General features: G+C 67.1%; 24 protein-coding genes. 20 read left to right on the top strand and 4 right to left on the bottom strand.

What is annotated here, in order from left to right; translation table 11 throughout:
* The first annotated feature begins 2 nt into the window (after positions 1-2).
* The 3 genes from ACF8ML_RS08095 (at position 3) to ACF8ML_RS08085 (ending at position 3,814) form a co-directional block, all read left to right on the top strand.
* Positions 3-1,448, top strand: coding sequence for a malonyl-CoA decarboxylase (locus ACF8ML_RS08095; protein WP_016445189.1), 1,446 nt, complete (start codon positions 3-5; stop codon positions 1,446-1,448).
* Positions 1,449-1,544: 96 nt separating this feature from the next.
* Entirely contained in the window at positions 1,545-2,543 is a 999-nt protein-coding gene (locus tag ACF8ML_RS08090) for a tripartite tricarboxylate transporter substrate binding protein (protein ID WP_026062480.1), read from the top strand.
* Positions 2,544-2,659: 116 nt separating this feature from the next.
* Positions 2,660-3,814 (top strand): esterase-like activity of phytase family protein, encoded by a 1,155-nt coding sequence (locus tag ACF8ML_RS08085; protein ID WP_043789635.1) that lies wholly within the window; start codon positions 2,660-2,662, stop codon positions 3,812-3,814.
* Between the two features lie 12 nt (positions 3,815-3,826).
* Here ACF8ML_RS08085 and ACF8ML_RS08080 read toward each other — a convergent pair whose 3' ends face one another.
* Positions 3,827-4,543: a GntR family transcriptional regulator gene (locus ACF8ML_RS08080; protein WP_209802920.1), complete on the bottom strand. Its 717-nt coding sequence runs from the start codon at positions 4,541-4,543 to the stop codon at positions 3,827-3,829.
* Positions 4,544-4,582: 39 nt separating this feature from the next.
* Between ACF8ML_RS08080 and ACF8ML_RS08075 the strand changes: the two genes are divergently transcribed.
* The 4 genes from ACF8ML_RS08075 (at position 4,583) to ACF8ML_RS08060 (ending at position 9,431) form a co-directional block, all read left to right on the top strand.
* Positions 4,583-5,332 carry an enoyl-CoA hydratase/isomerase family protein gene (locus ACF8ML_RS08075; protein ID WP_017405751.1) on the top strand — a complete coding sequence of 250 codons (750 nt, stop codon included), beginning with the start codon at positions 4,583-4,585 and terminating at the stop codon, positions 5,330-5,332.
* Between the two features lie 182 nt (positions 5,333-5,514).
* Complete coding sequence (locus ACF8ML_RS08070) at positions 5,515-6,483, top strand: tripartite tricarboxylate transporter substrate binding protein (protein WP_016453082.1); 969 nt, start codon at positions 5,515-5,517, stop codon at positions 6,481-6,483.
* Positions 6,484-6,646: 163 nt separating this feature from the next.
* The gene (locus ACF8ML_RS08065; RefSeq protein WP_126311833.1) at positions 6,647-7,834 is read left to right on the top strand and encodes a CaiB/BaiF CoA-transferase family protein; all 1,188 of its coding nucleotides are present in this window, start codon (positions 6,647-6,649) and stop codon (positions 7,832-7,834) included.
* Positions 7,835-7,877: 43 nt separating this feature from the next.
* Entirely contained in the window at positions 7,878-9,431 is a 1,554-nt protein-coding gene (locus tag ACF8ML_RS08060; RefSeq protein ID WP_392406903.1) for a malonyl-CoA synthase, read from the top strand.
* A 108-nt stretch (positions 9,432-9,539) separates the two neighbouring features.
* Here the strand turns inward: ACF8ML_RS08060 and ACF8ML_RS08055 are convergent, their stop codons facing one another.
* Complete coding sequence (locus ACF8ML_RS08055; protein WP_016445196.1) at positions 9,540-9,983, bottom strand: universal stress protein; 444 nt, start codon at positions 9,981-9,983, stop codon at positions 9,540-9,542.
* 116 nt (positions 9,984-10,099) lie between these two features.
* Between ACF8ML_RS08055 and ACF8ML_RS08050 the strand changes: the two genes are divergently transcribed.
* The 9 genes from ACF8ML_RS08050 (at position 10,100) to ACF8ML_RS08010 (ending at position 18,294) form a co-directional block, all read left to right on the top strand.
* Positions 10,100-12,535, top strand: coding sequence for a cation-translocating P-type ATPase (locus ACF8ML_RS08050; RefSeq protein WP_047327124.1), 2,436 nt, complete (start codon positions 10,100-10,102; stop codon positions 12,533-12,535).
* A gap of 2 nt (positions 12,536-12,537) precedes the next feature.
* Positions 12,538-12,675 (top strand): cbb3-type cytochrome oxidase assembly protein CcoS, encoded by a 138-nt coding sequence (gene ccoS, locus ACF8ML_RS08045; protein WP_013803228.1) that lies wholly within the window; start codon positions 12,538-12,540, stop codon positions 12,673-12,675.
* A 63-nt stretch (positions 12,676-12,738) separates the two neighbouring features.
* Positions 12,739-14,175, top strand: coding sequence for a cytochrome-c oxidase, cbb3-type subunit I (gene ccoN, locus ACF8ML_RS08040; RefSeq protein ID WP_016445198.1), 1,437 nt, complete (start codon positions 12,739-12,741; stop codon positions 14,173-14,175).
* A 19-nt stretch (positions 14,176-14,194) separates the two neighbouring features.
* A complete protein-coding gene (ccoO, locus tag ACF8ML_RS08035; protein ID WP_016445199.1) occupies positions 14,195-14,827 on the top strand; it encodes a cytochrome-c oxidase, cbb3-type subunit II in 633 nt (210 codons plus the stop codon).
* A gap of 11 nt (positions 14,828-14,838) precedes the next feature.
* Positions 14,839-14,976, top strand: coding sequence for a cbb3-type cytochrome c oxidase subunit 3 (locus ACF8ML_RS08030; RefSeq protein WP_016445200.1), 138 nt, complete (start codon positions 14,839-14,841; stop codon positions 14,974-14,976).
* Positions 14,977-15,003: 27 nt separating this feature from the next.
* Positions 15,004-15,921: a cytochrome-c oxidase, cbb3-type subunit III gene (ccoP, locus tag ACF8ML_RS08025; protein ID WP_016445201.1), complete on the top strand. Its 918-nt coding sequence runs from the start codon at positions 15,004-15,006 to the stop codon at positions 15,919-15,921.
* A 77-nt stretch (positions 15,922-15,998) separates the two neighbouring features.
* Positions 15,999-17,453 carry a cytochrome c oxidase accessory protein CcoG gene (gene ccoG / locus ACF8ML_RS08020; RefSeq protein WP_046239793.1) on the top strand — a complete coding sequence of 485 codons (1,455 nt, stop codon included), beginning with the start codon at positions 15,999-16,001 and terminating at the stop codon, positions 17,451-17,453.
* 57 nt (positions 17,454-17,510) lie between these two features.
* Positions 17,511-17,825: a FixH family protein gene (locus ACF8ML_RS08015; RefSeq protein WP_016445203.1), complete on the top strand. Its 315-nt coding sequence runs from the start codon at positions 17,511-17,513 to the stop codon at positions 17,823-17,825.
* Positions 17,826-18,006: 181 nt separating this feature from the next.
* Positions 18,007-18,294 carry a hypothetical protein gene (locus ACF8ML_RS08010; protein ID WP_016445204.1) on the top strand — a complete coding sequence of 96 codons (288 nt, stop codon included), beginning with the start codon at positions 18,007-18,009 and terminating at the stop codon, positions 18,292-18,294.
* An 81-nt stretch (positions 18,295-18,375) separates the two neighbouring features.
* Here the strand turns inward: ACF8ML_RS08010 and fnr are convergent, their stop codons facing one another.
* Positions 18,376-19,095 carry a fumarate/nitrate reduction transcriptional regulator Fnr gene (gene fnr, locus ACF8ML_RS08005; protein WP_016445205.1) on the bottom strand — a complete coding sequence of 240 codons (720 nt, stop codon included), beginning with the start codon at positions 19,093-19,095 and terminating at the stop codon, positions 18,376-18,378.
* Between the two features lie 161 nt (positions 19,096-19,256).
* On the opposite strand from fnr, the gene hemN reads away from it, so the two are divergent.
* The 4 genes from hemN to ACF8ML_RS07985 all read left to right on the top strand — a co-directional run bounded on the left by hemN (position 19,257) and on the right by ACF8ML_RS07985 (position 25,271).
* Positions 19,257-20,639 (top strand): oxygen-independent coproporphyrinogen III oxidase, encoded by a 1,383-nt coding sequence (gene hemN, locus ACF8ML_RS08000; RefSeq protein ID WP_392406899.1) that lies wholly within the window; start codon positions 19,257-19,259, stop codon positions 20,637-20,639.
* A gap of 5 nt (positions 20,640-20,644) precedes the next feature.
* Entirely contained in the window at positions 20,645-21,370 is a 726-nt protein-coding gene (locus ACF8ML_RS07995; protein WP_016445207.1) for a sulfite exporter TauE/SafE family protein, read from the top strand.
* A gap of 173 nt (positions 21,371-21,543) precedes the next feature.
* A complete protein-coding gene (locus ACF8ML_RS07990) occupies positions 21,544-22,788 on the top strand; it encodes an HD-GYP domain-containing protein (protein WP_392406995.1) in 1,245 nt (414 codons plus the stop codon).
* Positions 22,785-25,271 carry a bifunctional diguanylate cyclase/phosphodiesterase gene (locus ACF8ML_RS07985; RefSeq protein ID WP_047327127.1) on the top strand — a complete coding sequence of 829 codons (2,487 nt, stop codon included), beginning with the start codon at positions 22,785-22,787 and terminating at the stop codon, positions 25,269-25,271. Before ACF8ML_RS07990 ends, ACF8ML_RS07985 begins: the two co-directional genes overlap by 4 nt.
* Here the strand turns inward: ACF8ML_RS07985 and ACF8ML_RS07980 are convergent.
* Positions 25,235-26,053, bottom strand: a complete 819-nt coding sequence (locus ACF8ML_RS07980; RefSeq protein ID WP_016445210.1) for a sulfite exporter TauE/SafE family protein — start codon at positions 26,051-26,053, stop codon at positions 25,235-25,237. The genes ACF8ML_RS07985 and ACF8ML_RS07980 overlap by 37 nt on opposite strands.
* Between the last annotated feature and the right edge of the window lie 31 nt (positions 26,054-26,084).

Here is a 26,084-nt window from a genome sequence, read left to right as displayed (position 1 = left end):
GAATGGGTCTGGCTACCGACTGGATTGCCCGCAATGTGTCCCGCTTTCGCAGCACCGAGGCCGCTGCGCCTGCAAAAAAGGCCGAAGGCGATGCAGCCAAGGCTCCCGCGCCGCGCGGCACGGCCCAGCGCCTGCAGGCCACCCTGCGCCGAGGCCAGGAAGTGCTGTCCCCGCGCGAGTTGCGCAAGCTCATGGAAGACCTGCAGGCTGCCGCCGACGCAGCGCTCAGCGATGTCGAGGGCGGCCGCCACGCGCAGCAGCTGATGGACTGGTATGCCCAGGCCGAACTGCCGGCGCGCCAGGATTTCTGGGCGCTGATCGTCGAGCAGTTCGGCCCCGACACCGACGCCTTGATGACCGCACGCAAGCGCTATGACACGGCCACCAGCGACGCCGAGCGCGGCCATGCCGAGATGGATCTGCGCCGCGCGCTGATGTCGCCGCGCACGCGGCTGCTGCAGCGGTTTGCCCAGCCCCAGGGCGGCATGGGCTTTCTGGTGGACCTGCGTGCCGAACTGCTGGCACTGCCCAAGGCGGAGCAGCAGCGCTTTTCCGCGCTGGATGCCGAGCTGGAGCATCTGTTTTCCACCTGGTTCGACGTGGCCCTGCTGGAGCTGCGCCGCCTGAGCTGGGACTCGCCGGCCTCGCTGATCGAAAAGCTCATCCAGTACGAGGCCGTGCACGACATCCGCAGCTGGGCCGATCTCAAGAACCGCCTCGACAGCGACCGCCGCTGCTACGGCTTCTTTCACCCCCGCATGCCCACCGTGCCGCTGATCTTCGTGGAGGTGGCGCTGGTGGACAAGATGTCCGACAGCATTGCCCCACTGCTGGACGAGACCGCCGCAGCCTCCGACCTGGGCCGCGCCACCACGGCCATCTTCTACTCCATCAGCAACACCCAGACCGGCCTGCGTGGCGTGAGCTTCGGCGACTCGCTGATCAAGCATGTGGTGGAGACGCTGACGGGCGAATTCCCCCGGCTGCGCCATTTCGCCACGCTGTCGCCCATTCCGGGCCTGCGCGCCTGGATCGCCAAGCACGGCGACGCCATCCTGGAGAAGATGGACGAGCGCCAGCGCAAGGCCTTCGAGCTCAAGGCCGGCGGCATGGGGGCCGAGCACCTGCTGGCGGCGCTGGATGCGCCGCAGGATCTCAAGCCCGACGCGCCCGTGCGCCGCGCCCTGCTGTTCTGCGCTGCCCACTATCTTGGGCGCGAGACGGCCAAGGGCCGGCCGCTGGACCCGGTGGCGCGCTTTCACCTGGGCAACGGCGCGCGCGTGGAGCGGCTCAACTGGGCGGCCGACCTGTCGGCCAAGGGGCTCAAGCAGTCGCTGGGCCTGATGGTCAACTATCTCTACGACCTCAAGCGCCTGGACAAGCATCGCGGCCTGCTGGCGCAGGGCCGCATACCGGTGTCCTCGGACATCGAAGCCCTGTGCAAATGAAAAGGGGCGCGGCGCAGGCCGTGCCCCTTTTCTTGCACAGGGATTGCTGCGCCTGACAACGAAGACAGCCTCAAAGAGGCGACAAGGAGACAAGTCATGCAAGCTTCCCACCCCACGGGGCGGCGCGCGGTGTTGCGCGCGGCCGGGGCCTCGATGGCCGCGCTGGCCCTGCCCATGGCAGCCCGCGCCGCGACGGACTGGCCGTCCAAACCCGTGAACCTGGTCGTGCCGTTTCCGGCCGGCGGCGGCACCGATGCCTTTGCCCGCCCGTTCTCGGCCCAGTTCGCCAAGAGCGCGGGCAAGACCCTGGTGATCGACAACCGCGGCGGCGCAGGCGGCACCCTGGGCGCCAGCTACGCGGCCAAGCTGGCGCCGGACGGCTACAACTTCTTCATGGGCGGCACCCACCATGTGATTGCGCCGTCCATGTACCCCCGCCTGGACTATGACCTGGAGCGCGACTTCGTCGCGCTGGCCCTGCTGGCCAGCGTGCCCCAGGTGCTGGTGGTCAACCCGCGCAACGTGCCGGGCAAGACCGTGCAGGAGCTGCTGGCCGACCTGCGCAAGCGGCCGGGCAAGCTCAACTACGCCTCGGCGGGCGCGGGCACATCGCACCATCTGGCCGGAGAGCTGTTCAAGCTGCAGACCAATACCTTCATCACCCACATTCCCTATCGGGGCGCAGGCCCGGCGCTGCAGGACCTGATCGCCGGCAATGTGGACATGATGTTCGACGGCCTGGGCTCCTCGGCCCAGCACATCAAGAGCGGACGCATCCGTGCGCTGATGGTCTCGGGCGACAAGCGCAACCCCGCCTTCCCCGACGTGCCCTGCGCGGCCGAGTCCGGCCTGCCCGACTACACGGTCACCACCTGGTACGGCCTGTGGGCGCCCAAGGGCACGCCGCAGGCGGTGCAGGCCCAGGTCATCGACCAGGTGCAGCGCATAGGCTCGGCCGAAGAGATCAAGTCCATCTGGGCGCGCAACGGCGCCGACTACGGCGGCATGAACCAGCAGCAGTTCGCGGCCATGGTGCATGGCGAGATCGCGCGCTGGGCCCAGGTGGTCAAGGCCTCGGGCGCCAAGCTGGAGTAGCGGACGAGGGGCCGGTCAGGGCGGGGGCAGGGCGGCGGCATGCGCGTGCATGTCACCACCCTGTCACGGGCCTTGGCTACGGTCCATCCCTTCTGAGATCCATCCTGGGAGGGAATATGAACAAGGCAGACAAGGTCCGCTCGCCCGCATCCGTGCTGCTCGCGCTGGTCCTGGCTTTCGGCACGGCCACGGGCCTGGCAGGCTGCGGCGGCAGCGACGACGGCCCCGAGACCATCGGCTCGCTGCGGCTGATCGGCGACTACAGCATCAAGACCAAGACACTGTTCGACGGCGTGGAGTTCGGCGGCATCTCCGGCCTGGACCGCGCGCCCGATGGCAGCTACTGGGCCATCTCCGATGAGCGCGGCGGCGAGCGCGGCACGCCGCGCTTCTACAACCTGGGCATTCAGTTCGATGACAAGGCCATCCAGGCCGTGACCATCCGCAAGATGGTCACGCTCAAGGGCCGCGACGGCCAGCCCCTGCCCGGCACGCGCCGCACCGTGGACCCCGAAGGCATCCGCGTGGCGCCCAACGGCAACCTCTACGTGTCCAGCGAGGGCAACTTCAGCACCGACCCCGCCAGCCTGTTCCAGCCCTTCGTGCGCGAGATCAGGGTGGACGGCAGCTTCGTGCGCGACTTCGAGACGCCTGCGGCCTTCAACTACGTGGACAACACCACCAGCGGAGGGCGCAACAACAAGCTGTTCGAGGCCCTGGCCGTCACGCCCGACGGCAGCGTGTTCACGGCCAACGAGGATGCGCTGGTGGAAGACGGCCCCCTCACCACGCTGGCGGCGGGCAGCGTGGTCCGCGTCCTCAAGCTCGATCCGGCCACGGGCAAGTCCGGCGCGCAGTACGTCTACCAGCTGCCGAAGATTCCGCTGGACAAGGCCGCCAGCGGCAGCTTTCCGCCGGACAACGGCCTGCCCGAGCTGCTGGCGGTCTCCAACCACGAGTTCATCGCCATCGAGCGCGCCTTTGCCGACGGCGTAGGCAACACCATCCGCCTGACGCGCGCCACCATCGAGCCGGACACCACCGATGTGCGCAGCTTCAAGAGCCTGGTGGGCGCCAGCTACAAGCCCATGAAGCGCGAGCTGCTGCTGGAGATGCCCGTGACCTACCAGGGCGTCAAGCTGGACAACATCGAAGGCATCTCCTGGGGCCCGCGCCTAGCCAACGGCAACCGCACCCTGGTGCTGGTGGCCGACAACAACTTCGCGGACAACCAGGTCACGCAGTTCCTGGCCTTCGAAGTGCGGCCCTGAGCCCTCTTCGGGCTACCTTGACTTGCGCGGGCGCTCGTACCCCACCTGCGCGGGCGCGCCCAGCACCATGTCGGTGAAGGCGCTGCCGCCTGCGCAGATGTGCTGGCGCATGGCCTCGGCGGCCACCTCCGCCTGGCCCGCGCAGATCGCAGACACCACGGCCACGTGCTCCTGCTGCGAGCGCGCCAGGCGGCCCGGCTTCTCGAACATCCGGCCCCGGTAGGGCGTGATGCGCAGCCGCAGCAGCCGGGTCTGTTCCACGATGAAGTCGTTGCCGCTGGCCTCGTATATCAGTTCGTGCAACTGCATGTTGGCCTGCACATAGCCTTGGGCATCCTGCGCCTGGGCGCAGGCGGCGGTGTGCGCCAGCGCCGCCTGCAGCCGCTCGCGCAGCTGCGCATGGATGCGCGTGGCGGCCAGCCGGGCCAGCACGCCTTCCAGCTCGGCCAGGCCTTCCATCATGGCCACCAGCTCGCGCGCATCCAGGCGCCGCACATAGATGCCCGAGCGCGGAACGATCTCCACCAGCCCCTTGGCCACCAGCAGCAGCAGCGCCTCGCGCACGGGCGTGCGCGAGGCGCCGAAGCGCTCGCACAGGGCCGGCTCGTCGATGGCATCGCCGGGCTGCATGGCGCCTGAGCGCAGCTCGTCTTCCAGCGATTGCCGTATACGCTCCTGCAGGCTGGACGTGGCCGGGGTTTTCTCCAATGGCTGCTTGGCTGGAAGCATTTTCTAATTCAAATATATCTGATTGACTGACTGATACATATGACACCCAGACTCGACATCCAGGATCACCTGGCCACCATCACGCTGCAGCGCCCCGAAGCGGCCAACAAGCTGGCCCCCGAAGACCTGGGCACGCTGGTCGCGCATGTGGAGCTTATCAACCGCCGCGACGATGTGCGCGTGGTGGTGCTGCGCAGCGAGGGCAAGTACTTTTGCAGTGGATATGATATATCAGAGATCCAAGGCAGCCAGACCGAGGGCAGCAGCTTCGGCGAGATGGTGGACGCCATCGAGCAATGCCGCGCCGTGACCGTGGCCGCCATCCACGGCGGCGTCTACGGCGGTGCCACCGACATGGCCCTGGCCTGCGACTTTCGCGTGGGCAGCACGGCGGCCGAAATGTTCATGCCGGCCGCGCGCCTGGGCCTGCATTTCTACGCGGGCGGGCTGGAGCGCTATGTCTCGCGCCTGGGCCTGGACACGGCCAAGCGGCTGTTCCTGACCTGCGAGCGCATCCAGGCCCCGGAGATGAAGGCCTGCGGATTCCTCACCCATCTGGCCGAACCCGCCGCCTTCGACGCGGCCGTGGCCCAGCTCACCGGCACGCTGGCCGCCATGGCGCCCATCCCTTTGTTCGGCATGAAAAAGCACCTGAACCTGATCGCGCGCGGCCGCCATGACGTGGCCGAGATCACGCGCGAGGTGCAGCGCAGCATCGCCTCCGAAGACCTGCAGGAAGGCGGCCGGGCCTGGCGCGAGAAACGCAGCCCGGAGTTCAAGGGGCGCTGAACCGCATCCTCCCGCATACACGCAGATTGCCCGTGGTGCTGCCTACCGCCCACAGCCCACGGAACCGGCGCGGCCCAACTCGGGGACACCGAGGAAGGACCGCTCCCGCACCGAGGGTGTCGTCCCCCTTTGGGGGAAGGCGCGCAGCGACTCAGGGGGTATCAATAAAGAGGAGACAAGCCATGTTCAAGCGTTTTGCACTGTCGTTGCTGCTGGCCGGATTGGCCGGTGGCGCGATGGCCCAGTCCTATCCCGCCCGGCCCGTCACGCTGGTCGTGGGATTTCCTCCCGGCGGCGGCGCCGACGCGGTGGCGCGCATCGTGGCCGACAAGGTCGGCAAGATCCTGGGCCAGCCCCTGCTGGTGGACAACCGCCCGGGCGCCGGCACCACGCTGGCCTCCGAGCATGTGGCGCGTGCAGCGCCCGACGGCTACACGCTGCTGCTGGGCAGCGCCAACATCTATGGCTCAGACCAGCTGCTCTACAAGAGCGCTCGCTATGAGGGCGCGCGCAATTTCACGGGCATCACGCGCTGGAGTTCGGCCCCCATGCTGCTGGCCGTGCGCAAGGATTTTCCGGGCCAGAGCGTGGGCGATCTGGTGGCGCTGGCGCGCAGCCAGCCCGACAAGCTCAGCTATTCCTCCTCGGGCGCAGGCGTGATCACGCACCTGGCCACGCTGTCGTTCGCGGGCGCCAGCGGCGGCCTGCGCATGCTGCATGTGCCGTTCAAGGGCGGGGCGCCATCGATACAGGCCGTGGCCGCTGGCGATGTGGACCTGACCTTCGGCACGCCGCCCTCCGTGCTGCCGCTGGCCCAGGCGGGCAAGCTGCGCATGCTGGCCGTGAGCACGGCCGAACGCTCGCCGCTGTTCCCCGATCTGCCGGGCATGAAGGAGTCCGGCGTGCCGGGCTTTGACTACACGTTCTGGTTCGGCCTGTTCGCCCCGGCGGGTCTGCCCGAGGACGTGGCGAAGAAGCTGTTCGATGCCAGCACCAAGGCGCTGGAAGACCCCGATGTGAAGGCCAGGCTGGCCAAGCAGGGCAATCTGGCCGCGCCCTCGGCATCCCTAGAGGAATTCCGTGCCTGGGCCCTGAAGGAAGGGCAGGAGTCCAAGGCCCTGACCCAGCGTTCCGGCGCCGGGCTGCAGTGAGACCCCCCCTGAGGCGCCACGTGCCTTCCCCCTCTCGCTTCGCGGGGGCGACGACACCCTCGGTGCGGGAGCGGCCCTTCCTCGGTGTCCTGGTCTTGGGCCCCGCCGGTCCCACGGGTTGTGGGTGTCGCATCAAGCAATAGATAACGATATGGAAATCCCTATGAATGAACAAGCCACGGGCCTGCCGCTGCAAGGCCTTACCGTCATCGACCTCACGCGCGTGCTGGCCGGTCCCATGTGCACGCAGATGCTGGCCGACCTGGGCGCGCGCGTGATCAAGGTGGAGCAGCCCGGCACGGGCGACGATGCGCGCGGCATCGGACCGTTCGTGGACGGGGGCTCGGCCTATTTCCTCTCGGTCAATCGCAACAAGGAGTCGATTGCGCTGGACCTCAAGCAGCCCCAGGACCGCGAGGTCTTCGAGCGCCTGCTGCAAGGCGCCGATGTGCTGGTCGAGAACTTTCGCCCCGGCACCATGGACAAGCTCGGCTATGGCTGGGAGACCCTGCATGCACGCCATCCCCGGCTGGTGATGACCTCGGTCTCGGGCTTTGGCCAGACGGGGCCCTACAGCGGCTTTCCCGCCTACGACATGGTGGTGCAGGCCATGAGCGGCATGATGAGCGTGACCGGCCACCCGGACGCCGGGCCCTGCCGCGTGGGCGTGTCCATCGGCGACCTGGGCGCGGGCCTGTACGCGGTCATCGGCACACAGGCGGCCTTGATGCGCCGCTCGCGCACGGGGCAGGGCGAGCGCGTCGATGTCTCCATGCTCGACTGCCAGGTGGCCTTGCTGGAAAACCCTGTGGCCCGCCTGGGCGCGCTGGGCAGCGTGCCGGGGCCTATCGGCACGCGGCATCCCTCCATGGCGCCCTTCGATGTGTTCGCGGCGCAGGACGGCTGGTTCGTCATCGCCGTGGGCAGCGATGCGCTGTTTCGCAAGCTCTGCGGCCTGCTGCAATTGCCCGAACTGGCCGAGGACGCGCGCTTTGCCGGCAATGCCCTGCGCTGCGAGCACCAGGCCGAGCTCAAGGCCGCGCTGCAGGCGCGCCTGCGGGACAGTCCCAGGGCGCATTGGCTGGGGTTGCTCACTGATAATGGCATCCCGGCGGGGGAGTACAACAGCGTGGCCGACATCGTCGAGCACCCCCAGGTGCGCGAGCGCGGCATGCTGGCCCAGGTGCAGACCCCCAGCGGCCAGACGCTGCGCGTGGCGGGCAATCCCTTGCAGGCCTCGCTCGGCCAGCCCCTGGTGCGCAGGCAGCCGCCCGCGCTGGACGCGGACCGCGAGCGCATCCTGCGCGAGCTGTCCGTGGCGCCGCCTTCGCCAATCCATGAACGTGCCTGAGATTTCCCGGTCCCCAGCGGATTCTTCCTTCTTCTTCACAGCCATGACCAACCGCAATCTGTTCGCTGCCTTGCGCGCCGCCTTTCCCCAGGATCTGCAAAAATGGGCCGTAGAGGCCATAGGCGCTGACGGCGCCAGCCTGTTCTACAGCTGGGCCGACCTGGACCGTGGCAGCGCGCGCATGGCCAACCTGCTGCAGTCACTGCAGCTGCCGCCCGCCAGCCGCATCGCCGTGCAGGTGGACAAATCGGTGGAAGCGCTGATGCTCTACCTGGCCACGCTGCGCAGCGGCCATGTCTTTCTGCCGCTGAACACCGCCTACCAGGCCGCCGAGATCGAGTACTTCGTGGGCAATGCCGAGCCCGCCGTCGTGGTCTGCACGCCGGCCAATTTCGGCTGGGTGTCCAAGATCGCCTTCACCTCGGGCGTGGCCCATGTCTACACCCTGGGCGACGACCGCAGCGGCACGCTGCTGGAGCGCGCCGCCCACCATGGCGACGAGCATGAGGTGGTGGAGCGCGGCGAGGACGATCTGGCCGCCATCCTCTACACCAGCGGCACCACGGGCCGCAGCAAGGGGGCGATGCTCACGCACGGCAACATGCTGTCCAACGCCGAAACCCTCAAGGACTACTGGGGCTGGCAGGACGGCGACGTGCTCATCCACGCGCTGCCCATCTTCCATGTGCACGGCCTGTTCGTGGCCATCCATGGTGCGCTGCTCAACGGCAGTCCCATGATCTGGCTGGCCAGGTTCGAACCCGGCACGGTGATCTCGCGCATGCGTGACGCCACCGTCTTCATGGGCGTGCCCACGCTCTACGTGCGCATGCTGGCCGATGCGCGGCTCACGCGCGAGGCGGCGGCCCACATGCGGCTGTTCATCTCGGGCTCGGCACCCATGCTGGTGGAGACGCACCGCGACTGGCAGGAGCGCACCGGCCACGTCATCCTGGAGCGCTACGGCATGAGCGAGACCATCATGCTGACCTCCAACCCCTACCGTGCCGATGACCGCAACGGCGGCCAGTCCGAGCGCCGCGCCGGCACCGTGGGCTTTGCGCTGCCCGGCGTGGGCGTGCGCATCGTGGACGACGCAGGCCAGCCGGTGGCCGTGAGCGAGATCGGCAACATCCAGGTGCGCGGCCCCAACGTGTTCAAGGGCTACTGGCGCATGCCCGAGAAGACGGCCGAGGAGTTCACGGCCGATGGCTGGTTCCGCACGGGCGACGTGGGCAAGCTCGACGAGCGGGGCTATGTGAGCATCGTGGGCCGCAGCAAGGACCTGATCATCTCGGGCGGCTACAACGTCTATCCGGCCGAGATCGAAGGCTTCATCAACGAGCTGCCCGGCGTGGCCGAAAGCGCCCTGGTCGGCGTGCCGCACCCCGACTTCGGCGAGGTGGGCGTGGTGGTGGTGGTGCCGCGTCCTGGCGCTTCGCTCGAGCCCCAGGCGGTGGTCGATGCGCTCAAGGGCCAGCTGGCCAATTTCAAGATTCCCAAGCGCTGCTTCGTGGTGCAGGAGCTGCCGCGCAACACCATGGGCAAGGTGCAGAAGAATCTCCTGCGCGACCAGCACAAGCAGTTGTTCGCCTGAGTGGTCGCCAAGGCGCGGGTCGCGCCCTGGCCTGATTGAAAAAGCAAAAGGCATCGGCGCCGCCGATGCCTTTTTTTGTGCAGCGAAAGCCGAAGCTGCCGCTACCCTTCAGCGCAGTACCAGCACGGGAATGTGGGTGTGCGTGAGCACGTGCTGCGTCTCGCTGCCCAGCAGCAGGCGCTGCAGGCCCTTGCGGCCGTGCGAGGCCATGACGATGAGGTCGCAGTCGCGGCGCTTGGCCACGTCGATCACGCTTTCGGCCACCAGGTCGGACTTGACGATCTCCGTGGTCACGTGGACCTTGAGCGCCTGGCCCTTGGCGTGGATGGCATCCAGCACGGTCTGCGCGTTGGCCGTCCACTGGCCTTCGATGCGTTCGATCTGCTTGAGATCCACGGTTTCGCCGCCTTCGAAGTAGCTGCGCGGGTAGTGCTGGACCACCTTGACGACGATCACGCTGGCGCCGCACAAGGCGGCAAGGCCCAGGCCGCTGTCCACGGCCTTGTCGGAAAGCTCGGAACCGTCGGTGGCGATCAGGATGCGGTTGTACATGCGTGCTCCTTTCGTGTGTGCTGATGGGTGGGACGAAGTCAGCATAGACCCAACCATGAGTTAACGGTTGATTAATGTCAATACGCTTATCATGCCCCCCGATTACGCTAAGAACCATGCCCCACACCATTGCAGCCCCATCCAGCGAGGCGGCGGTGGCGGCGCCTGATTCAGGTCTCTCGCCCTCGCAGCAGGCCACGGCCCGACTGCTGGATGATCCGCAGGAGTGGAGTTCGTTCGGACGGCCCGCAGGCCCCGCAACTCCCGCCGACCCTTCCAAAGAACCCACCGATTTCCCTGCCTGGGATTCGCACGTCGTTCTGGAGGGCATGCACTGTGCCGCATGCGCGCTGACCATCGAGGATGCGCTGCGGGCCGTGCCCGGGGTGGAGAAGGCCGAAGTCAGCGCAGCCACGCGCCGCGCGCGAGTCACCTGGCGCCACGAGCAGGTGCTTCCATCCCAGTGGATGGAGGCCGTGCGGCGCGCCGGCTACCAGGCGCTTCCTGCGCGCGATGCCTTTGCGCGCGAGCGCCGCCAGGCCGAGAGCCGCCGTGCGCTGTGGCGCTGGCTGGTGGCCGGCTTTTGCATGATGCAGGTGATGATGTATGCGTGGCCCGCCTACGTGGCCCGCCCCGGCGACCTGTCGCAGGAGATGGAGACGCTGCTGCGCTGGGCCTCCTGGGTCATCTCGCTGCCCGTGGTGCTGTTTTGCTGCGGCCCCTTTTTCTCCAGCGCGCTGCGCGACATACGCCAGCGCCGCGTGAGCATGGACCTGCCCGTGGCGCTGGGCATGCTGATCACCTTCGTGATCAGCTCGCTGGGCACCTTCGATCCTTCGGGGCCCTTCGGCGAGGAAGTCTTCTACGACTCGCTGACCATGTTCGTCTTCTTCCTGCTGTCCGGCCGCTGGCTGGAGCTGCGGCTGCGCGACCGCACGGCCGGTGCGCTGGAAGCCGTGATGAACCGCCTGCCCGATGCCGTGCTGCGCGAGAACGCAGCCGGCCATTTCGAGCGCGTGGCCACGCGCCGCCTGCGTGCCGGCGACCTGGTGCGCGTGCTCAGCGGCGAGGCCTTCCCGGCCGACGGCACCATCGTGCGCGGCCGCACCCATGCCGACGAGGCCCTGCTCACGGGCGAGTCCACGCCCGTGCTGCGTGCCGAGGGCGACAGCGTCACGGCCGGCAGCTACAACCTGGACGCCGTGGTCGATGTGCGCGTGGACGGCGTGGGGGCCGACACGCGCTTCGCCCAGATCGTGGGTCTGATGGAAAGCGCCTCGCTGCAAAAGCCGCGCCTGGCCCAGCTGGCCGACAAGGTGGCGCGGCCCTTCCTGGTCGTGGTGCTGCTGGCCGCGCTGGGCGCTGCCATCTGGTGGTGGCCCACCGATCCCGGCAAGGCCATGATGGTGGCCGTGGCCGTGCTCATCGTCACCTGCCCCTGCGCGCTGTCGCTGGCCACGCCCGTGGCCATGCTCACGGCCGCCGGCACGCTGGCGCGCAGCGGCGTGCTGGTGCGCAACCTGCAGGGCCTGGAAGCGCTGGCCGCCGTGGACACCCTGGTGTTCGACAAGACCGGCACGCTCACACGCGACGGCCTGGCGCTGTCCTCGTTCGAGCCTGCGCGCGGCGAGGATGCCGACGAGGTGCTGGCGCTGGCGGCGCTGCTGGCGCGCCAGTCCATGCACCCGGCCTCGCGCGCCATCGCGCAGGCTGGCGCCCATGCCGCGACGCACTGGAAGCTGGACACCATGCAGGAAGTGGCAGGCCTGGGCCTGGACGCCTGGGTGCAGGGCCCGGGCGGACGCCGCCATCTGCGCCTGGGATCGGCCCTGCATGCGGGCGTGGCGGGCGAGCAGCCCGTGCAGGGCGTGTTGCTGGCCGAGCAGACCGAACAGGGCTGGCATACGCTGGCGCGCTTTGTACTCAGCGAGGACGTGCGGCCCGAGGCCGCCGCCGTCGTGCAGGCGCTCGGGAAGCAGGGCATCGCCGTGATGCTGCTGTCCGGCGACCGCGAGGACGCCGCACGCGCCATGGCGGCGCGCGTGGGCATCACCCAGGCCCACGGCGGCTGCAGCCCGCAGGACAAGCTGGAGCGGCTGCAGCAGGCGCAGGCAGCCGGCCACCATGTGGCCATGGTGGGCGACGGCCTCAACGACGGCCCAGTTTTAGCTGGAGCGCATGTCTCTTTTGCTTTTGGTAGAGCAGTGCCGCTGGCACAATCGCGCGCAGATTTCGTTGTTCTGGGCGACAGCCTGGAACTGGTGCTCCAGGCATGTCTGTTGTCGCGCCGCACACTGCAGGTGGTGCGCCAGAACATGGCCTGGGCTGCCGCTTACAACGCGGTGTCGATTCCACTGGCCCTGGCGGGCTTCATGCCTGCCTGGGTGGCCGGCCTGGGAATGGCACTGAGTTCGCTGCTGGTGGTGCTCAACGCCGCGCGCCTTGCGCGCAGCCTTCCACTGGCCTTGACGAATCACACGGGCACGCCTGCTGCGCCCGCAGCGTCCGTCACCATGCCGACGGGCTCCACCGCAACGGTGGGGAGGTTCTGACTATGGACATTCTCTATTTACTGATCCCGCTGTCGGTGGTGCTTGTGCTCGCCATCCTCGCGGCCCTGTGGTGGGCCGTCTATCGCGGGCAATTCGAGAGCGTGGAACAAGAGGGCGAACGCATTCTTCGGGACGATTGACGTGGGTCAACACGCCCGACAGCGAAGAAAGTAACACTTTGATAGCAATCTAAGGGGTGCACGATGGATAGTTCAAATAACAACGCTGTCTATTACGACGATACCGTCGTAAGGCAGTTCTCTATCATGGCCGTCGTCTGGGGAGTGGTGGGCATGGCTGTCGGGGTGTTGATCGCCTCGCAGCTGGCCTGGCCGGAACTCAACTTCGGCATTCCATGGCTGAGCTACGGACGCCTGCGTCCGCTGCACACGAACGCCGTGATCTTTGCCTTTGGCGGATCGGCGCTGTTCGCAACCAGCTACTACGTGGTGCAGCGCACCTGCCAGACGCGGCTGTTCATGCCCAAGCTGGCCAGCCTGACCTTCTGGGGCTGGCAGATCGTCATTCTCGCCGCCGCGATCAGCCTGCCGCTGGGCTACACCCAGGGCAAGGAGTACGCCGAGCTGGAGTGGCCGATCGACCTGCTGATCGCCGTGACCTGGGTCTCGTATGCCATCGTGTTCTTCGGAACCATCGGCATCCGCAAGGTCCGTCACATCTATGTGGCCAACTGGTTCTTCGGCGCCTTCATCATCGCCGTGGCGCTGCTGCACATCGTCAACAGCGCGGCCATTCCGGCCGGCTGGATGAAGAGCTACTCGGCCTACGCCGGCGTGCAGGACGCCATGGTGCAGTGGTGGTACGGCCATAACGCCGTGGGCTTCTTCCTGACCGCAGGCTTCCTGGGCATGATGTATTACTTCATTCCCAAGCAGGCTGGCCGTCCGGTCTACAGCTACCGCCTGTCCATCGTCCACTTCTGGGCGCTGATCTTCACCTACATGTGGGCGGGTCCTCACCACCTGCACTACACCGCGCTGCCCGACTGGACGCAGTCCGTGGGCATGGTGTTCTCGCTGATCCTGCTGGCTCCCAGCTGGGGCGGCATGATCAACGGCGTGATGACGCTGTCGGGCGCATGGCACAAGCTGCGCGACGACCCCATCCTGCGCTTCCTGATCGTGTCGCTGTCGTTCTACGGCATGTCCACGTTCGAGGGTCCGATGATGTCCATCAAGACCGTCAACGCGCTGTCGCACTACACGGACTGGACCGTGGGCCACGTTCACTCGGGCGCCCTGGGCTGGGTGGGCCTGATCACCATGGGCTCGCTGTACTACCTGATCCCGCGCCTGTTCGGCAAGACCAAGATGCACTCGGTGGGCGCCATCGAGCTGCACTTCTGGATGGCCACCATCGGCATCGTGCTGTACATCGCCGCGATGTGGATCGCCGGTGTGATGCAGGGCCTGATGTGGCGCGCCGTCAATCCCGATGGCACGCTGACCTACACCTTCGTCGAAAGCGTCAAGGCCAGCTATCCGTTCTACGTGATCCGCGTGGCCGGTGGCCTGCTGTACCTGGGCGGCATGCTGGTCATGCTGTGGAACACCTGGAAGACCGCGATCTCCGGCCGTTCCGTGAAGGTGGCCGTGCCTGCCGTCGTGGCCCACGCCTGAGCGTCTAGGAGCATTACTCATGTCCGATCACAACCATAGCGCTCCCAAGAGCTTTTCCCACGAGAAGGTGGAAACCAACAATTTCCTGCTGATCGTGCTGACCCTGCTGGTGGTCGCCGTCGGCGGCCTGGTGGAAATCGTTCCGCTGTTCTTCCAGAAGTCGACCACGGAAGCGGTGGCGGGCCTCAAGCCCTACACGCCGCTGCAGCTGATGGGCCGCGACGTCTATCTGCGCGAGGGCTGCTACAACTGCCACTCGCAGATGATCCGCCCCTTCCGCGCCGAGACCATGCGCTACGGCCACTACTCGGTGGCGGGCGAGTTCGTCTACGACCACCCCTTCCAATGGGGTTCCAAGCGCACGGGTCCCGACCTGCACCGCGTGGGCGGCAAGTACAGCGACGAATGGCACCGCATCCACCTGAACAACCCGCGCGACGTGGTGCCCGAGTCCAACATGCCTGCCTACTCCTGGCTGGAGAAGAACAAGGTGGATGACACCGTGGTCGCCCAGCACATGAGCGCGCTGCGCAAGGTGGGCGTGCCCTACAGCGACGAGGAAATCAGCGGCGCCGCCGAGCAGGTCAAGGGCAAGACGGAAATGGACGCCGTCATCGCCTACCTGCAGGTGCTGGGCCGTTCGGTCAAGTAAAGGAGAGCGACATGGACATCACCACCATGCGCATCGTGGCCACGCTGGCCTCTCTGGCCTGCTTCATCGGTATCTGGTGGTGGGCGTTCGCCCGCCGCAACCAGGCCCGTTTCGAAGAGGCCGCCCAGCTGCCGTTCGAGCAAGACTGAGTCCCTCCACCAGAACGAGAACTTCCCATGAGCGATTTCGTAAACAACTTCTGGTCGATCTATGTCACGGCGATCACGCTGGGCGGCATCATCGGCTGCCTGCTGCTGCTGTATCTCACCGCACGCAAGAAGGTGGTCCCCTCGGCCGACAACACCACGGGCCACGTCTGGGACGAGGACCTGCGCGAGCTGAACAACCCCATGCCCAAGTGGTGGATGTGGCTGTTCATCATCACCTCGGTGTTCGGCTTCGCCTACCTGGCGGCCTATCCGGGCCTGGGCTCGTTCGCGGGCAAGCTGGGCTGGACGCAGCTGGGCGCCTATGAAAACGAGATGGCCAAGGCCCGCGCGGACCTGGAGCCGCTGTACGCCAAGTTCACGAGCATGAGCACCGAAGACATGGCCAAGGACCCCCAGGCCATGGCCATCGGCGAGCGCCTGTTCATGAACAACTGCGCGCAGTGCCACGGCTCGGATGCACGCGGCGGCAAGAGCTTCCCCAACCTGACCGATGGCGACTGGCTGCATGGCGGCACGCCCGACAAGATCAGGGAAACCATCACGGCGGGCCGCATCGGCATCATGCCGCCCATGGCCGCTGCCGTCGGCACGCCCGATGATGTGCGCAACCTCTCGCACTATGTGCTGAGCCTGTCGGGCAGCCCGCACGACTCGCTCAAGGCTTCGCTGGGCAAGTCCAAGTTCACGGCCTGCGCCGCCTGCCATGGCATGGACGGCAAGGGCAACCAGGCCCTGGGCGCGCCCAACCTGACCGATGACATCTGGCTGCACGGCTGGGGCGAGGCCGCCATCACGGCCATGATCAACAACGGCAAGCACAACGAGATGCCTGCCCAGAAGGACAAGCTGACCGAGGCGCAGATCGCGGTGCTTGCCTCCTATGTCTGGGGCATGTCGCACAAAGACGGCGCAGTCCGTCAATAAGGACAGGGGGCGGCGCTGCGGCGCCGCCTTTTTGCCTTTTGAGTTTTCAGATATTCCAAAAAACCAAGGAACCCACCATGAAGCCCGAGAACGGGGATGATGCCGGGAAGCCTCCCCGCAAAGTCATTCCGATCACGCCTGCCGACCCGGACCCGGGCCAGCTGGTGTCGATGTTCGAGTCCGAGAAGAAGGTCTACCCGCGCTCCATCAGCGGTGTCTTCGCACGCTGGCGATGGGCTCTGGTATTTCTCACCCAACTGGTTTTCTATGGCCTGCCCTGGCTGGAATGGGGGCAGCGCCAGATGGTGCTGTTCGACCTGGGTGCGCGGCGCTTTTACCTGTTCGGGCTGGTGCTGTACCCGCAGGATTTCATCTACCTGGCGGGCCTGCTGATCATTTCGGCGCTGGCGCTGTTCCTGTTCACGGCCGTGGCCGGTCGCCTGTGGTGCGGCTTTTCCTGCCCGCAGACGGTCTACACCGAAATCTTCATGTGGGTGGAGCGCAAGGTCGAGGGCGACCGCAGTGCGCGCATGCGCCTGGACAAGAACGGCTGGACCTTTGAAAAGCTCTGGAAGAAGTCGCTCAAGCAGTTGCTGTGGATTGCCATTGCCCTGTGGACCGGCTTCACCTTCGTGGGCTACTTCGTGCCCATCCGCGAGCTGGGCGGCGAGCTGCTGGCGCTGCAGGGCAGCTGGCAGGTCTTCTGGGTGCTGTTCTACGGCTTCGCCACCTATGGCAACGCCGGCTACATGCGCGAGCAGGTCTGCAAGTACATGTGCCCCTATGCGCGCTTTCAGAGCGCCATGTTCGACCGCGACACCATGATCGTCAGCTACGACACGGGCCGGGGCGAGCCGCGCGCGCCGCGCACCAAGAAGGTGGACTACAAGGCCCAGGGCCTGGGCGACTGCATCGACTGCAAGATGTGCGTGCAGGTCTGCCCCGTGGGCATCGACATCCGCAACGGCCTGCAGTACGAATGCATAGGCTGCGGTCTGTGCATAGACGCCTGCAATTCCATCATGGACAAGATGGAGTATCCGCGCGGCCTCATCCGGCTGACCACGCAGAACGCCATGGCCGGCATGTGGCGGCGGGCCCAGGTGCTGCGCCGCATCTTCCGTCCGCGCGTACTGGTCTACTCGGCCGTGCTGATCGGCCTGAGCATGGCCATGATCGTGAGCCTGGCGCTGCGCCAGTCGGTCAAGGTCGACGTGATACGCGACCGGGCGTCGCTGTCGCGCATCGTCGCGGGCGGCAAGCTGGAAAATGTCTACCGCCTGCAGATCATGAATGCCACCGAGCAGGCCCAGCGCTACCGCATCAGCGCCCATGGCCTCGACGGGCTGGAGTTGGCGTCCGAGCAGGAGGTCGAGGTCGGCCCTGCCGAGACGCGCGGCATTGCGGCGCGGCTGCAGATTCCCTACGGTTCCGCCGAGCCGGGCTCGCACACCGTATTCTTCGATATCGATGCCGTGCATTCAGGCGCGGGACGCGCGTCCGAAAAGGCCGTCTTCCTGGTGCCCCGGTGATATGTCTGGCCGGCGCCGCCCAGGCTGCGCCGGCTGTTTGAAAGAAAGAGGTTATCCATGTCTTCCAGTCCCGCAGTCTCCGCGCCCGCCACGGCCCCTTCGCATCCGGACGCCGGCAAGCCCTGGTGGAAGTTCGCCCATGTCTGGCTCGTGGTGGCCGGCCCGGCCGCCGTCGTGGTGGCCGGCGTGGTCACGGCCGTCATTGCGATCAATGGCGCCGATCCCGTGATCGATCCTGACTATTACCGCAATGGCATCACCATCAACGAGCGTGCCGATGGCGTGCGCGAAGTGCCCAAGAGCCTGGCGCCCGCGGTCACCGGCCGCAACCACGCGGCCACGCCCGCGCAGGACCATCCCACGGACCGCTGAACGCAGGAAAATGCCGTGCACAAGGCCGCAGTCACGGCCTTTTTGCATGGTGGATGGCATCTCCAGCATGCGCGAGGGCCAAGGGTTTCCTACAGGCAGTGCAGGGTGCGCAGGGCTTGGCACGGTGCGAGGGCGGCGCGCACAATGAAAGCCACCCCTCGACAGCTCAAGGAGATCGCTGATGTTGGCCCAACGCTGGATGTGGATTGCCTGGCCGGCCTTTCTGGCCGCCGCCGTGATGGAGATGCTGGTATTCGCCTTCGTGGACCCGCTGGAGCTGCACTGGCTCGGCGACCTGGGCTGGTCGCGGCAGGGAATCTACACGCTGGCCTTCTTCGCCTTCTGGGGCGTGACCATGCTGTCCAGCCTCATGACCACCATGCTGGGACGCTCCACGCACGATCTCAACGACGGCGTGGTCTCCGAGCCGGACCCAAATCTGGCCATGCAGGGCCTGGGGCGCGATTGAACCTGCGTGCACTGCAATGGCAATGAACAAGGCCCGCGATCGCGGGCCCTGTTCATTGCCGGGGGGCGGGGCCTTGCGGCCTCACTGGCACTGCTGGCTGTTGACGATGCGCTTGAGCGCGTCCGTGTCCAGGATGCGCAGATGGCGCTGGCGCACCTCGATGATGTTTTCCTCGGCAAACTTCGAGAAGGTGCGGCTCACCGTCTCCAGCTTCAGGCCCAGGTAGCTGCCGATTTCCTCGCGTGTCATGCGCAGCACCAGTTCCGACTTGGAAAAGCCCCGGGCGTGAAGGCGCTGTACCAGGTTGAGCACGAAGGCGGCCAGCCGCTCCTCGGCACGCATGCTGCCCAGCAGCAGCATCACGCCATGCTCGCGCACGATCTCGCGGCTCATGACCTTGTGCACATGGTTTTGCAGGGCCGTGACCTCGCGCGACAGGTCCTCCAGCTTGTCGAAGGGCATGACGCAGACCTCGGCGTCTTCCAGCGCGACCGCATCGCAGGTGTGGTGGTCGTTGACGATGCCATCCAGGCCGATGATCTCGCCGGCCATCTGAAAGCCCGTGACCTGGTCGCGCCCGTCCTCGGTGGCCACGCAGGTCTTGAAGAAGCCCGTGCGGATGGCGTACAGCGAGGTGAAGGACTCACCGTTGCGAAACAGCAGGCCGCCGCGCTTGACCTTGCGGCGCGTGGCCACGATGTCGTCGATGCGCTGCATCTGCTCGGCATCCAGGCCCATGGGCATGCACAGCTCGCGCAGGTTGCAATTGGAACAGGATGCTTTGATGGTCTGAAGGTTCATGGAGTAAACATCAGCGGCGCAGCAGTGCGCCGGCGGTGACCTCGTGGATGGCGATGAGTTGGATCAAATTGTCGCAGCACTGCCGCGAACAACTCTTGATATGAGTCAAGGACGCGACCAATGGGCTGCGGCACAGTGGACGACATTAGAGGAAAAAACCCATGACCGCTGTCACCCCAGAGCTGCTGCGTCGCTTCGACGTACCGGGGCCCCGATACACCTCGTTCCCCACGGCCGATCGTTTCGTGGAGGCTTTCGGTGCTGAAGACTATATCCTGGCACTTGAGCACCGCAAATCGAGTACCGCAGCGCGGGCCATGCCTTTGTCGCTGTATGTGCATGTGCCGTTCTGCGAGTCGCTGTGCTACTACTGCGCCTGCAACAAGATCGTGACGCGCCACCACGATCGCGCTGCCGTCTACCTGGACTACCTGGCGCGCGAGATGGCCTTGCACACGGCCCATTGCGGCAAGGGCCAGGCCGTCAGCCAGCTGCACCTGGGCGGCGGCACGCCCACCTTCTTCTCGGACGATGAGCTGCGCACGCTGATGGCCCTGCTGCGCGAGCATTTCAAGCTGGAGCCGGGCGGCGAATACTCCATCGAGGTCGATCCGCGCACCGTCAGCGTCGAACGCCTGGCCGTGCTCAAGGAGCTGGGCTTCAACCGCCTGAGCTTCGGCGTGCAGGACTTCGACGAACAGGTGCAGATCGCCGTGCACCGCGTGCAGCCGGCCGAGCAGGTGTTCGCGCTGGTGGCGGCCGCACGGCAGCTGGGCTTTGCCTCCATCAACGTGGACCTGATCTACGGCCTGCCCAAGCAGACGCCCGAGTCCTTCGAGCGCACGCTGGCCCAGGTCAATGCGCTGCGGCCCGACCGCATCGCGCTCTATGCCTATGCCCACCTGCCCGAGCGCTTCAAGCCGCAGCGGCGCATCGCGGCCGGGGACCTGCCCCAGGGCGCCGACAAGCTGGCCATGCTCTCGCGCTCCATCGCGGCCTTCATGGACGGCGGCTATGTCTACGTGGGCATGGACCACTTCGCCTTGCCCGAGGACGCGCTGGCCGTGGCCAAGCGCCAGGGCCGGCTGCATCGCAACTTCCAGGGCTACAGCACCCAGCCCGACTGCGACCTGATTGCGCTGGGCGTGTCGGCCATCGGCAAGGTGGGGGCCAGCTACAGCCAGAACGCCAAGACGCTGGAGGAGTACTACGACGCCATCGACGCCGGCCACCTGCCCGTGGTGCGCGGCCTGGCACTGTCGCGCGATGATCTGGTGCGGCGCGCCGTCATCATGGCCATCATGTGCCAGGGCGCCGTGCTGTTCGAGCCCATGGAGCAGGCCTGGCTGCTGGGCTTTCGCGAGTACTTCGCCCCCGAGCTGGCGGCGCTTCAGGACCTGCAGGCCAAGGGGCTGGTGCAGATCAGCGACGAGGGATTCCAGGTCACGCCCATGGGCTGGTACTTCGTGCGTGGCGTGGCCATGCTGTTTGACCGATATCTGCAGGCCGACAAGAACCGGGCGCGGTTTTCGAGGATCATCTAGGCCCCATGCTGTTGTCGCTGCTCTGGACCGCTTTGATCATGGGGCTCGTCGGCGGGCCCCATTGCCTTGCCATGTGCGCCGCGCCCTGCGGCGTGGTCACGGGCGGGGCGGGGCAGGGCACGGTACAGGGTGGTGGGCAGGTGGTCGCCGTCCATGGACTGCAAAGCCGGCTGTGGCTGCGCACGGCGCTGTTCCATAGCGGGCGGCTGGCCGGCTATGCCAGCCTGGGCGCTGCCTCGGCGCTGGCCATGGAAAGCCTGTCCTGGCTCACCAGCCAGACCACGGCGCTGCAGCCGTTCTGGACGCTGACCCATGTCGCCGTGATGGCCTGGGGCCTGGCCATGATGGTGCAGGCCCGCCAGCCCGCCTGGCTGGAGTCTGCGGGCCGCGCCGCCTGGCGGCGCGTGCAGCCCTGGGTGTCCGCCCCTGGCGGCACGCTGGCGGCGGGCTATGCCTGGGCGCTCATGCCCTGCGGACTGCTGTATTCGGCCGTGCTGGTCGCCGCGCTCAGCGGTGGCCCCTTGCAGGGCGCATCGGCCATGGCGGCCTTTGGCGTGGGCAGCGGGCTGTGGCTGGTGGCCGGCCCCTGGCTGTGGCGGCTGGGCCGCCAGCGCCTGAACGGCCTGCGTGCCGAATGGGGCACGCGGCTGGCCGGCCTGATGCTGGTGGGCGTGGCCGTGTGGGCGCTGTGGATGGACCTGATCTACAAGCCCAGTCTCTGGTGCCGATGAACAACAGCGGGGGACAGACTTGGTCCTGAGGGTCGCGGATTGCCTGCAAGGCCCTCAGAACTGGAGATAATGCCCGAATCATCGGCTTACATTTGCCGATTCCTTCAGCCTCGGGGCCGTTGCCGCGCGTGAACCATTCCGTCCTCATCGATATCCGAGACCTCCGTCCGGGCATGTTTGTCCAGCTCGATGTTGGATGGCTGAACCATCCCTTTCCGGTCAGCAGCTTCAAGATCACCTCCAGCGCACAGATCCAGACCCTGAAATCCCTGGGCCTGGAGGCGGTGCGCTGCGTTCCGCACAAAAGCGACGCCTGGCCGGCCGAGGTGCGCACTCCGCCGCCGCAGCCGCTGCCCGCTGTGGCGGCCGCCGCAGCCGAACCCGCCGAGGAACCTGCACCCGCAGCGCCGCTGCTGCTGTCCGTGCCCAACTGGCGTGGCCGGCTGGAGGACTGCAATGCGCGCTTTCAGAAGGTGGAGCGTGGCTATGTGGCCATCGAAACCACCCTTGCCAGCGCGCCCGAGCAGGCGCGCATGCCCACCGAAGCCCTGGTCGACGGCTGCCTGGCCGAACTGGCCGGCCCGCAGGACGTGGCGATTCACCTCCTGTCCGATGGCGTTGGCAGCAACCAGAGCGTGCATGCCGTCAACGTGACCGTGCTCGGCCTGCTGCTGGGCCGGGCCCTGGGCCTGGAGGCTGCGCTGCTGCGCGACCTGGGCCTGGCGGCGCTGCTGCACGATGCCGGCAAGCCGGTGGCCGGCGCCGAAGGCATGCACGGCCTGGCCCTGGAGTCTTCCGTGCCCGACGCGCTGCGCGACCGCTACGAGCGCCATGTGGGTGAATCGGTGGCCATCGCCATGCGCATGGGCCTGTCGGCCCAGGTCACCACCGCCATCGCACAGCACCATGAATGGGCCGACGGCACGGGATTCCCGCTGAGCCTGGTGGCCGAGGACATGGAGCTCACGGGCCAGATCCTGGCCCTGGTCAACACCTATGACCGCCTGTGCAATCCCGGCGATGCGCATACGCCGCACACGCCGCACGAGGCGCTGTCCATGCTGTTCAGCCGGCTGCGCGACAAGTTCGCCGCGCCCGTGCTCAATGGCTTCATCCGCATGATGGGCGTGTTCCCGCCGGGCTCGGTGGTGGAGCTGACCGATGGGCGCCATGCCATGGTCATGTCCGTCAATGCATCGCGGCCGCTCAAGCCTTCGGTGATGGTCCATGACGCCAGCGTGCCGGCCGCCCAGGCGCCCGTGCTGGCGCTGGAACTGTTTCCCGCGCTGGGCATACGCCGGGGCGTGGCTCCTGCGCAGTTGCCGCGCGACGCGCTGGACTATCTGTCGCCGCGCCGGCGTGTCTGCTATTACTTTGAACGGGCGGTGGAATTGGATCCGCCGAAGGTGGCGTCTTGAACAAGCAAGCGCTCAACCGCGCCTGGCCCCGCCTGCTCGATGCACTGCAGGAGGCGCTGTGGCTGATCGATGCCCGCAGCCTGAAGGTGCTGCGCGCCAACGCCGCCAGCGAATCCGTCACCGGCTATGAGACCGATGCCGCCGTGGGATTACCCGTGCAGGTGCTGGCCGCCACGCCGCAGCAGCAGGCGTTCTGGAGCGACCCTTTCAACTGGCAGGCCGGCGCCCAGTTCATTTCCGAGGTGCGCCGTGCCGACGGCCAGCTGGCGCCCGTGGAGATGCGCGTGCGCGCGCTCGACGGCGAGGTGCTCCTGGTCAGCATGCTGGACCGGCGCGAGCAGGCGCTGCACGAGGCCGAATTCGAAAGCCTGCTGGGCGAGTTGCGCGCCACGCTGGAGTCGGCGGCCGACGCCATCCTGGTGTGCGATCCCGATGGCCGTATCCGCGCCTTCAACCACCGATTCGCCACGCTCTGGGGCATTCCCGAGGCGTTGCTGGTGCGCCGCAACGACGCGGCCATCCTCGATCACCTGGCCGGCCAGGTGCGCGATGCCGAGTCCTACGCGCAGCAGTTGAAGCTGCTGTCGGCCCAGCCCCTGATGGAAGCGTCCGACGTACTGGACCTGCGCGACGGCCGCATCCTGGAGCGCCGCGCCGTGCCCCAGCTGCGCCGGGGCCTGCCCATGGGGCGCATTTTCTCCTTCCGCGACATCACGGCCGAGGCCCAGACCCAGGCGGGCCTGGAACTGGCTGCGCGGGTCTTCGAGTCCAGCCTGGACGGCATCTTCATCGCCGATGACCACATGGACGTGGCACGCACCAACCCGGCCTGCGAACGCTTGCTGGGCGGCATGCCCGTGCAGGGCCGCACGGTGGAATCGCTGTTCGAAGCCGCCGAAGACCCATCCGACACGCTGGGCGACCTGGCCCGCATACAGTGGCATCAAGGCGGCTTCTGGGAGGGCGACCTGTGGCTGCGCCAGGCCGGCGGTGCGCGCTGCGCCGTGCGCCTGTCCTGGGTGCCGCTGCGCAATGCGCAGGGCGACGTGGTGCAGAGCATCGGCTTCATGCGCGACCTCACCCAGCAGCGCGTGGCACAGCAGCGCATCGAACAGCTGGCCTACAGCGACGCGCTCACCGGCCTGCCCAACCGGCTCAATCTCACGGAGCGCGTGGATGCGGCCATCGAGGCCGCACGCGCAGGCGGCACGGTGTTCAGCATCCTGTTCATCGACCTGGACCGCTTCAAGATCATCAACGACTCGCTGGGCCACCAGTTCGGCGACCGAGTGCTCAAGCTGGTCGCGCAGCGCCTGAGCGACTGCATGCGGCCCGTGGACATCCTGTGCCGCCTGGGCGGCGACGAGTTCGTGCTCTACCTGCACGGCTGCAACGCCGAGCTGGCTGCAGCGGTGGCCAGGCGCATCCTGCAGGAGATGGAGCGGCCCTTCCTGCTCGACGGCCTGGGTTTTTCCGTGCAGTGCAGCATCGGCGTGGCCCAGTACCCGGCCGACGGCCTCACGCTGGACGAGCTGATCCGCCAGGCCGACACGGCCATGTACCGCGTCAAGGAGCGGGGCCGGGGCCATTTCAGCTTCTACCAGCCGCAAATGAGCGCGGGCCTGCTGTCGCGCATGAAGCTGGAGCATGCCATGCGCCAGGCGCTGGAGCATGGCCGCATGGCCGTGTACTTCCAGCCCCAGGTGCACATCGACAGCGACCGCATCGTCGCGGCCGAGGCGCTGCTGCGCTGGACCGACCCCGAATTCGGCGTGGTCTCGCCCGGTGTCTTCATCCCGCTGGCCGAGGAGTCGGGCTACATCGTCACGCTGGGCGCCTGGGTCATGGAGCAGGCGGTGCAGGAGGCTGCGCGCTGGCAGAAGCAGGGCATGCCGATCAAGGTGTCGGTCAACGTCTCGGCGCTGGAATTTCGCCAGTCGGGCTTTGTCGAGCGCGTGACCGAGCTGCTGCGCCGCTATGGCCTGGAGCCCCATCTGCTGGAGCTGGAGCTGACCGAAAGCATCCTGCTGCAGGATGCACAGGACATGGCGCTGCGCGTATGCCAGATCGCCGATCTGGGTGTGGGCATGGTGATTGACGACTTCGGCACCGGCTACTCCAACCTGGCCTACCTGAAGAAGCTGCCCATCTCCAAGATCAAGATCGACCAGAGCTTTGTGCGCGGCCTGCCCAGCGACGAGGGCGACCAGGCCATCGTCGGTGCCATCATCAGCCTGGGGCTGGCGCTGGGCGTGGAGATCGTGGCCGAGGGCGTGGAAACGCACGAGCAGCTGACGGCCATCCACCGCATGCAGGGCCACTACTTCCAGGGCTTTCTGTGCGCGCCGGGCCTGCCGCGCGAGCAATTCGGCGAATGCCTGCAGGCCCAGCGCGCCGGCATCGGCGCCATCGCCTACCGGCAGAGAATGGCCCAGGTGGCAAGCGCTCAGCTGCCCGCGCTCAAGCCCTTCCAGAGCATGTAGGCCGCCAGGCCGAACAGCAGCGTGGCGAAGATCCGCTTGAGCTGGGCCACGGGCAGCCGGTGCGCGGCCCGCGCGCCCAGCGGTGCGGTCAGCACGCTGCAGCAGGCCAGTGCCAGCAGGGCCGGCAGCCACAGGTAGCCCAGCGAGTATTCGGGGCGTCCCGCATCACCGGCGCCTGTGAAGATCAGGCCTGCCGCATTCACCACGGCAATCGGAAAGCCCAGCGCCGCGCTGGTGCCCACGGCCATGTGCATGGGCACCGAGCAGCGCATCATGAAGGGCACGCTGATGAAGGCCCCGCCTGCCCCCACCAGCCCCGAGATGAAGCCCAGGCCCGTACCCGCGCCGTACAGCCCCAGCGGCCCCGGCAGGGCGCGCGTGGCCGTGGGCTGGCTGTTGCTGCGCAGCATGCGCAGCGCCATGTAGCCGATGAACACGCCAAAGAACAGCGCCAGGTACTTGCCACGCAGCAGTGCGAAGACTCCCAGGCTGGCCAGCAGCCCGCCCGTGATGATGCCCGGCGCCAGGCTGCGCACGATGTCCCAGCGCACGGCGCCGCGACCGTGGTGGGCGCGCAGGCTGGAGATCGAGGTGAACACGATGGTGGCCATGGCCGTGGCGATCGCCATCTTCACGGACAGGTCCGGGCCGACCCCGCGCTTGTCGAGAAAGTAGGTCAGAAACGGCACAAGCACCATGCCGCCGCCCACTCCCAGCAGGCCGGCCAGGAAACCGGAGCACAGGCCCAGCAGGGCCAGTTCGAGAAACAGCAGATCAGGCATGCGGCGGCAGATCGGTAGTGGAGGGGCGGGC

The organism is Delftia sp. WSY_10 (assembly GCF_043104705.1).
Taxonomy (GTDB): domain Bacteria; phylum Pseudomonadota; class Gammaproteobacteria; order Burkholderiales; family Burkholderiaceae_C; genus Comamonas; species Comamonas tsuruhatensis.
Note: the sequence above shows the minus strand (reverse complement) of the source record. Positions and strands in the feature narration are given on the sequence as shown.

Coding starts and splice junctions, on each gene's coding strand:
- ACF8ML_RS08095 (WP_016445189.1), top strand. CDS start 3: ATGGGTCTGGCTACCGACTGGATTGCCCGCAATGTGTCCCGCTTTCGC.
- ACF8ML_RS08090 (WP_026062480.1), top strand. CDS start 1,545: ATGCAAGCTTCCCACCCCACGGGGCGGCGCGCGGTGTTGCGCGCGGCC.
- ACF8ML_RS08085 (WP_043789635.1), top strand. CDS start 2,660: ATGAACAAGGCAGACAAGGTCCGCTCGCCCGCATCCGTGCTGCTCGCG.
- ACF8ML_RS08080 (WP_209802920.1), bottom strand. CDS start 4,543: ATGCTTCCAGCCAAGCAGCCATTGGAGAAAACCCCGGCCACGTCCAGC.
- ACF8ML_RS08075 (WP_017405751.1), top strand. CDS start 4,583: ATGACACCCAGACTCGACATCCAGGATCACCTGGCCACCATCACGCTG.
- ACF8ML_RS08070 (WP_016453082.1), top strand. CDS start 5,515: ATGTTCAAGCGTTTTGCACTGTCGTTGCTGCTGGCCGGATTGGCCGGT.
- ACF8ML_RS08065 (WP_126311833.1), top strand. CDS start 6,647: ATGAATGAACAAGCCACGGGCCTGCCGCTGCAAGGCCTTACCGTCATC.
- ACF8ML_RS08060 (WP_392406903.1), top strand. CDS start 7,878: ATGACCAACCGCAATCTGTTCGCTGCCTTGCGCGCCGCCTTTCCCCAG.
- ACF8ML_RS08055 (WP_016445196.1), bottom strand. CDS start 9,983: ATGTACAACCGCATCCTGATCGCCACCGACGGTTCCGAGCTTTCCGAC.
- ACF8ML_RS08050 (WP_047327124.1), top strand. CDS start 10,100: ATGCCCCACACCATTGCAGCCCCATCCAGCGAGGCGGCGGTGGCGGCG.
- ccoS (WP_013803228.1), top strand. CDS start 12,538: ATGGACATTCTCTATTTACTGATCCCGCTGTCGGTGGTGCTTGTGCTC.
- ccoN (WP_016445198.1), top strand. CDS start 12,739: ATGGATAGTTCAAATAACAACGCTGTCTATTACGACGATACCGTCGTA.
- ccoO (WP_016445199.1), top strand. CDS start 14,195: ATGTCCGATCACAACCATAGCGCTCCCAAGAGCTTTTCCCACGAGAAG.
- ACF8ML_RS08030 (WP_016445200.1), top strand. CDS start 14,839: ATGGACATCACCACCATGCGCATCGTGGCCACGCTGGCCTCTCTGGCC.
- ccoP (WP_016445201.1), top strand. CDS start 15,004: ATGAGCGATTTCGTAAACAACTTCTGGTCGATCTATGTCACGGCGATC.
- ccoG (WP_046239793.1), top strand. CDS start 15,999: ATGAAGCCCGAGAACGGGGATGATGCCGGGAAGCCTCCCCGCAAAGTC.
- ACF8ML_RS08015 (WP_016445203.1), top strand. CDS start 17,511: ATGTCTTCCAGTCCCGCAGTCTCCGCGCCCGCCACGGCCCCTTCGCAT.
- ACF8ML_RS08010 (WP_016445204.1), top strand. CDS start 18,007: ATGTTGGCCCAACGCTGGATGTGGATTGCCTGGCCGGCCTTTCTGGCC.
- fnr (WP_016445205.1), bottom strand. CDS start 19,095: ATGAACCTTCAGACCATCAAAGCATCCTGTTCCAATTGCAACCTGCGC.
- hemN (WP_392406899.1), top strand. CDS start 19,257: ATGACCGCTGTCACCCCAGAGCTGCTGCGTCGCTTCGACGTACCGGGG.
- ACF8ML_RS07995 (WP_016445207.1), top strand. CDS start 20,645: ATGCTGTTGTCGCTGCTCTGGACCGCTTTGATCATGGGGCTCGTCGGC.
- ACF8ML_RS07990 (WP_392406995.1), top strand. CDS start 21,544: ATGTTTGTCCAGCTCGATGTTGGATGGCTGAACCATCCCTTTCCGGTC.
- ACF8ML_RS07980 (WP_016445210.1), bottom strand. CDS start 26,053: ATGCCTGATCTGCTGTTTCTCGAACTGGCCCTGCTGGGCCTGTGCTCC.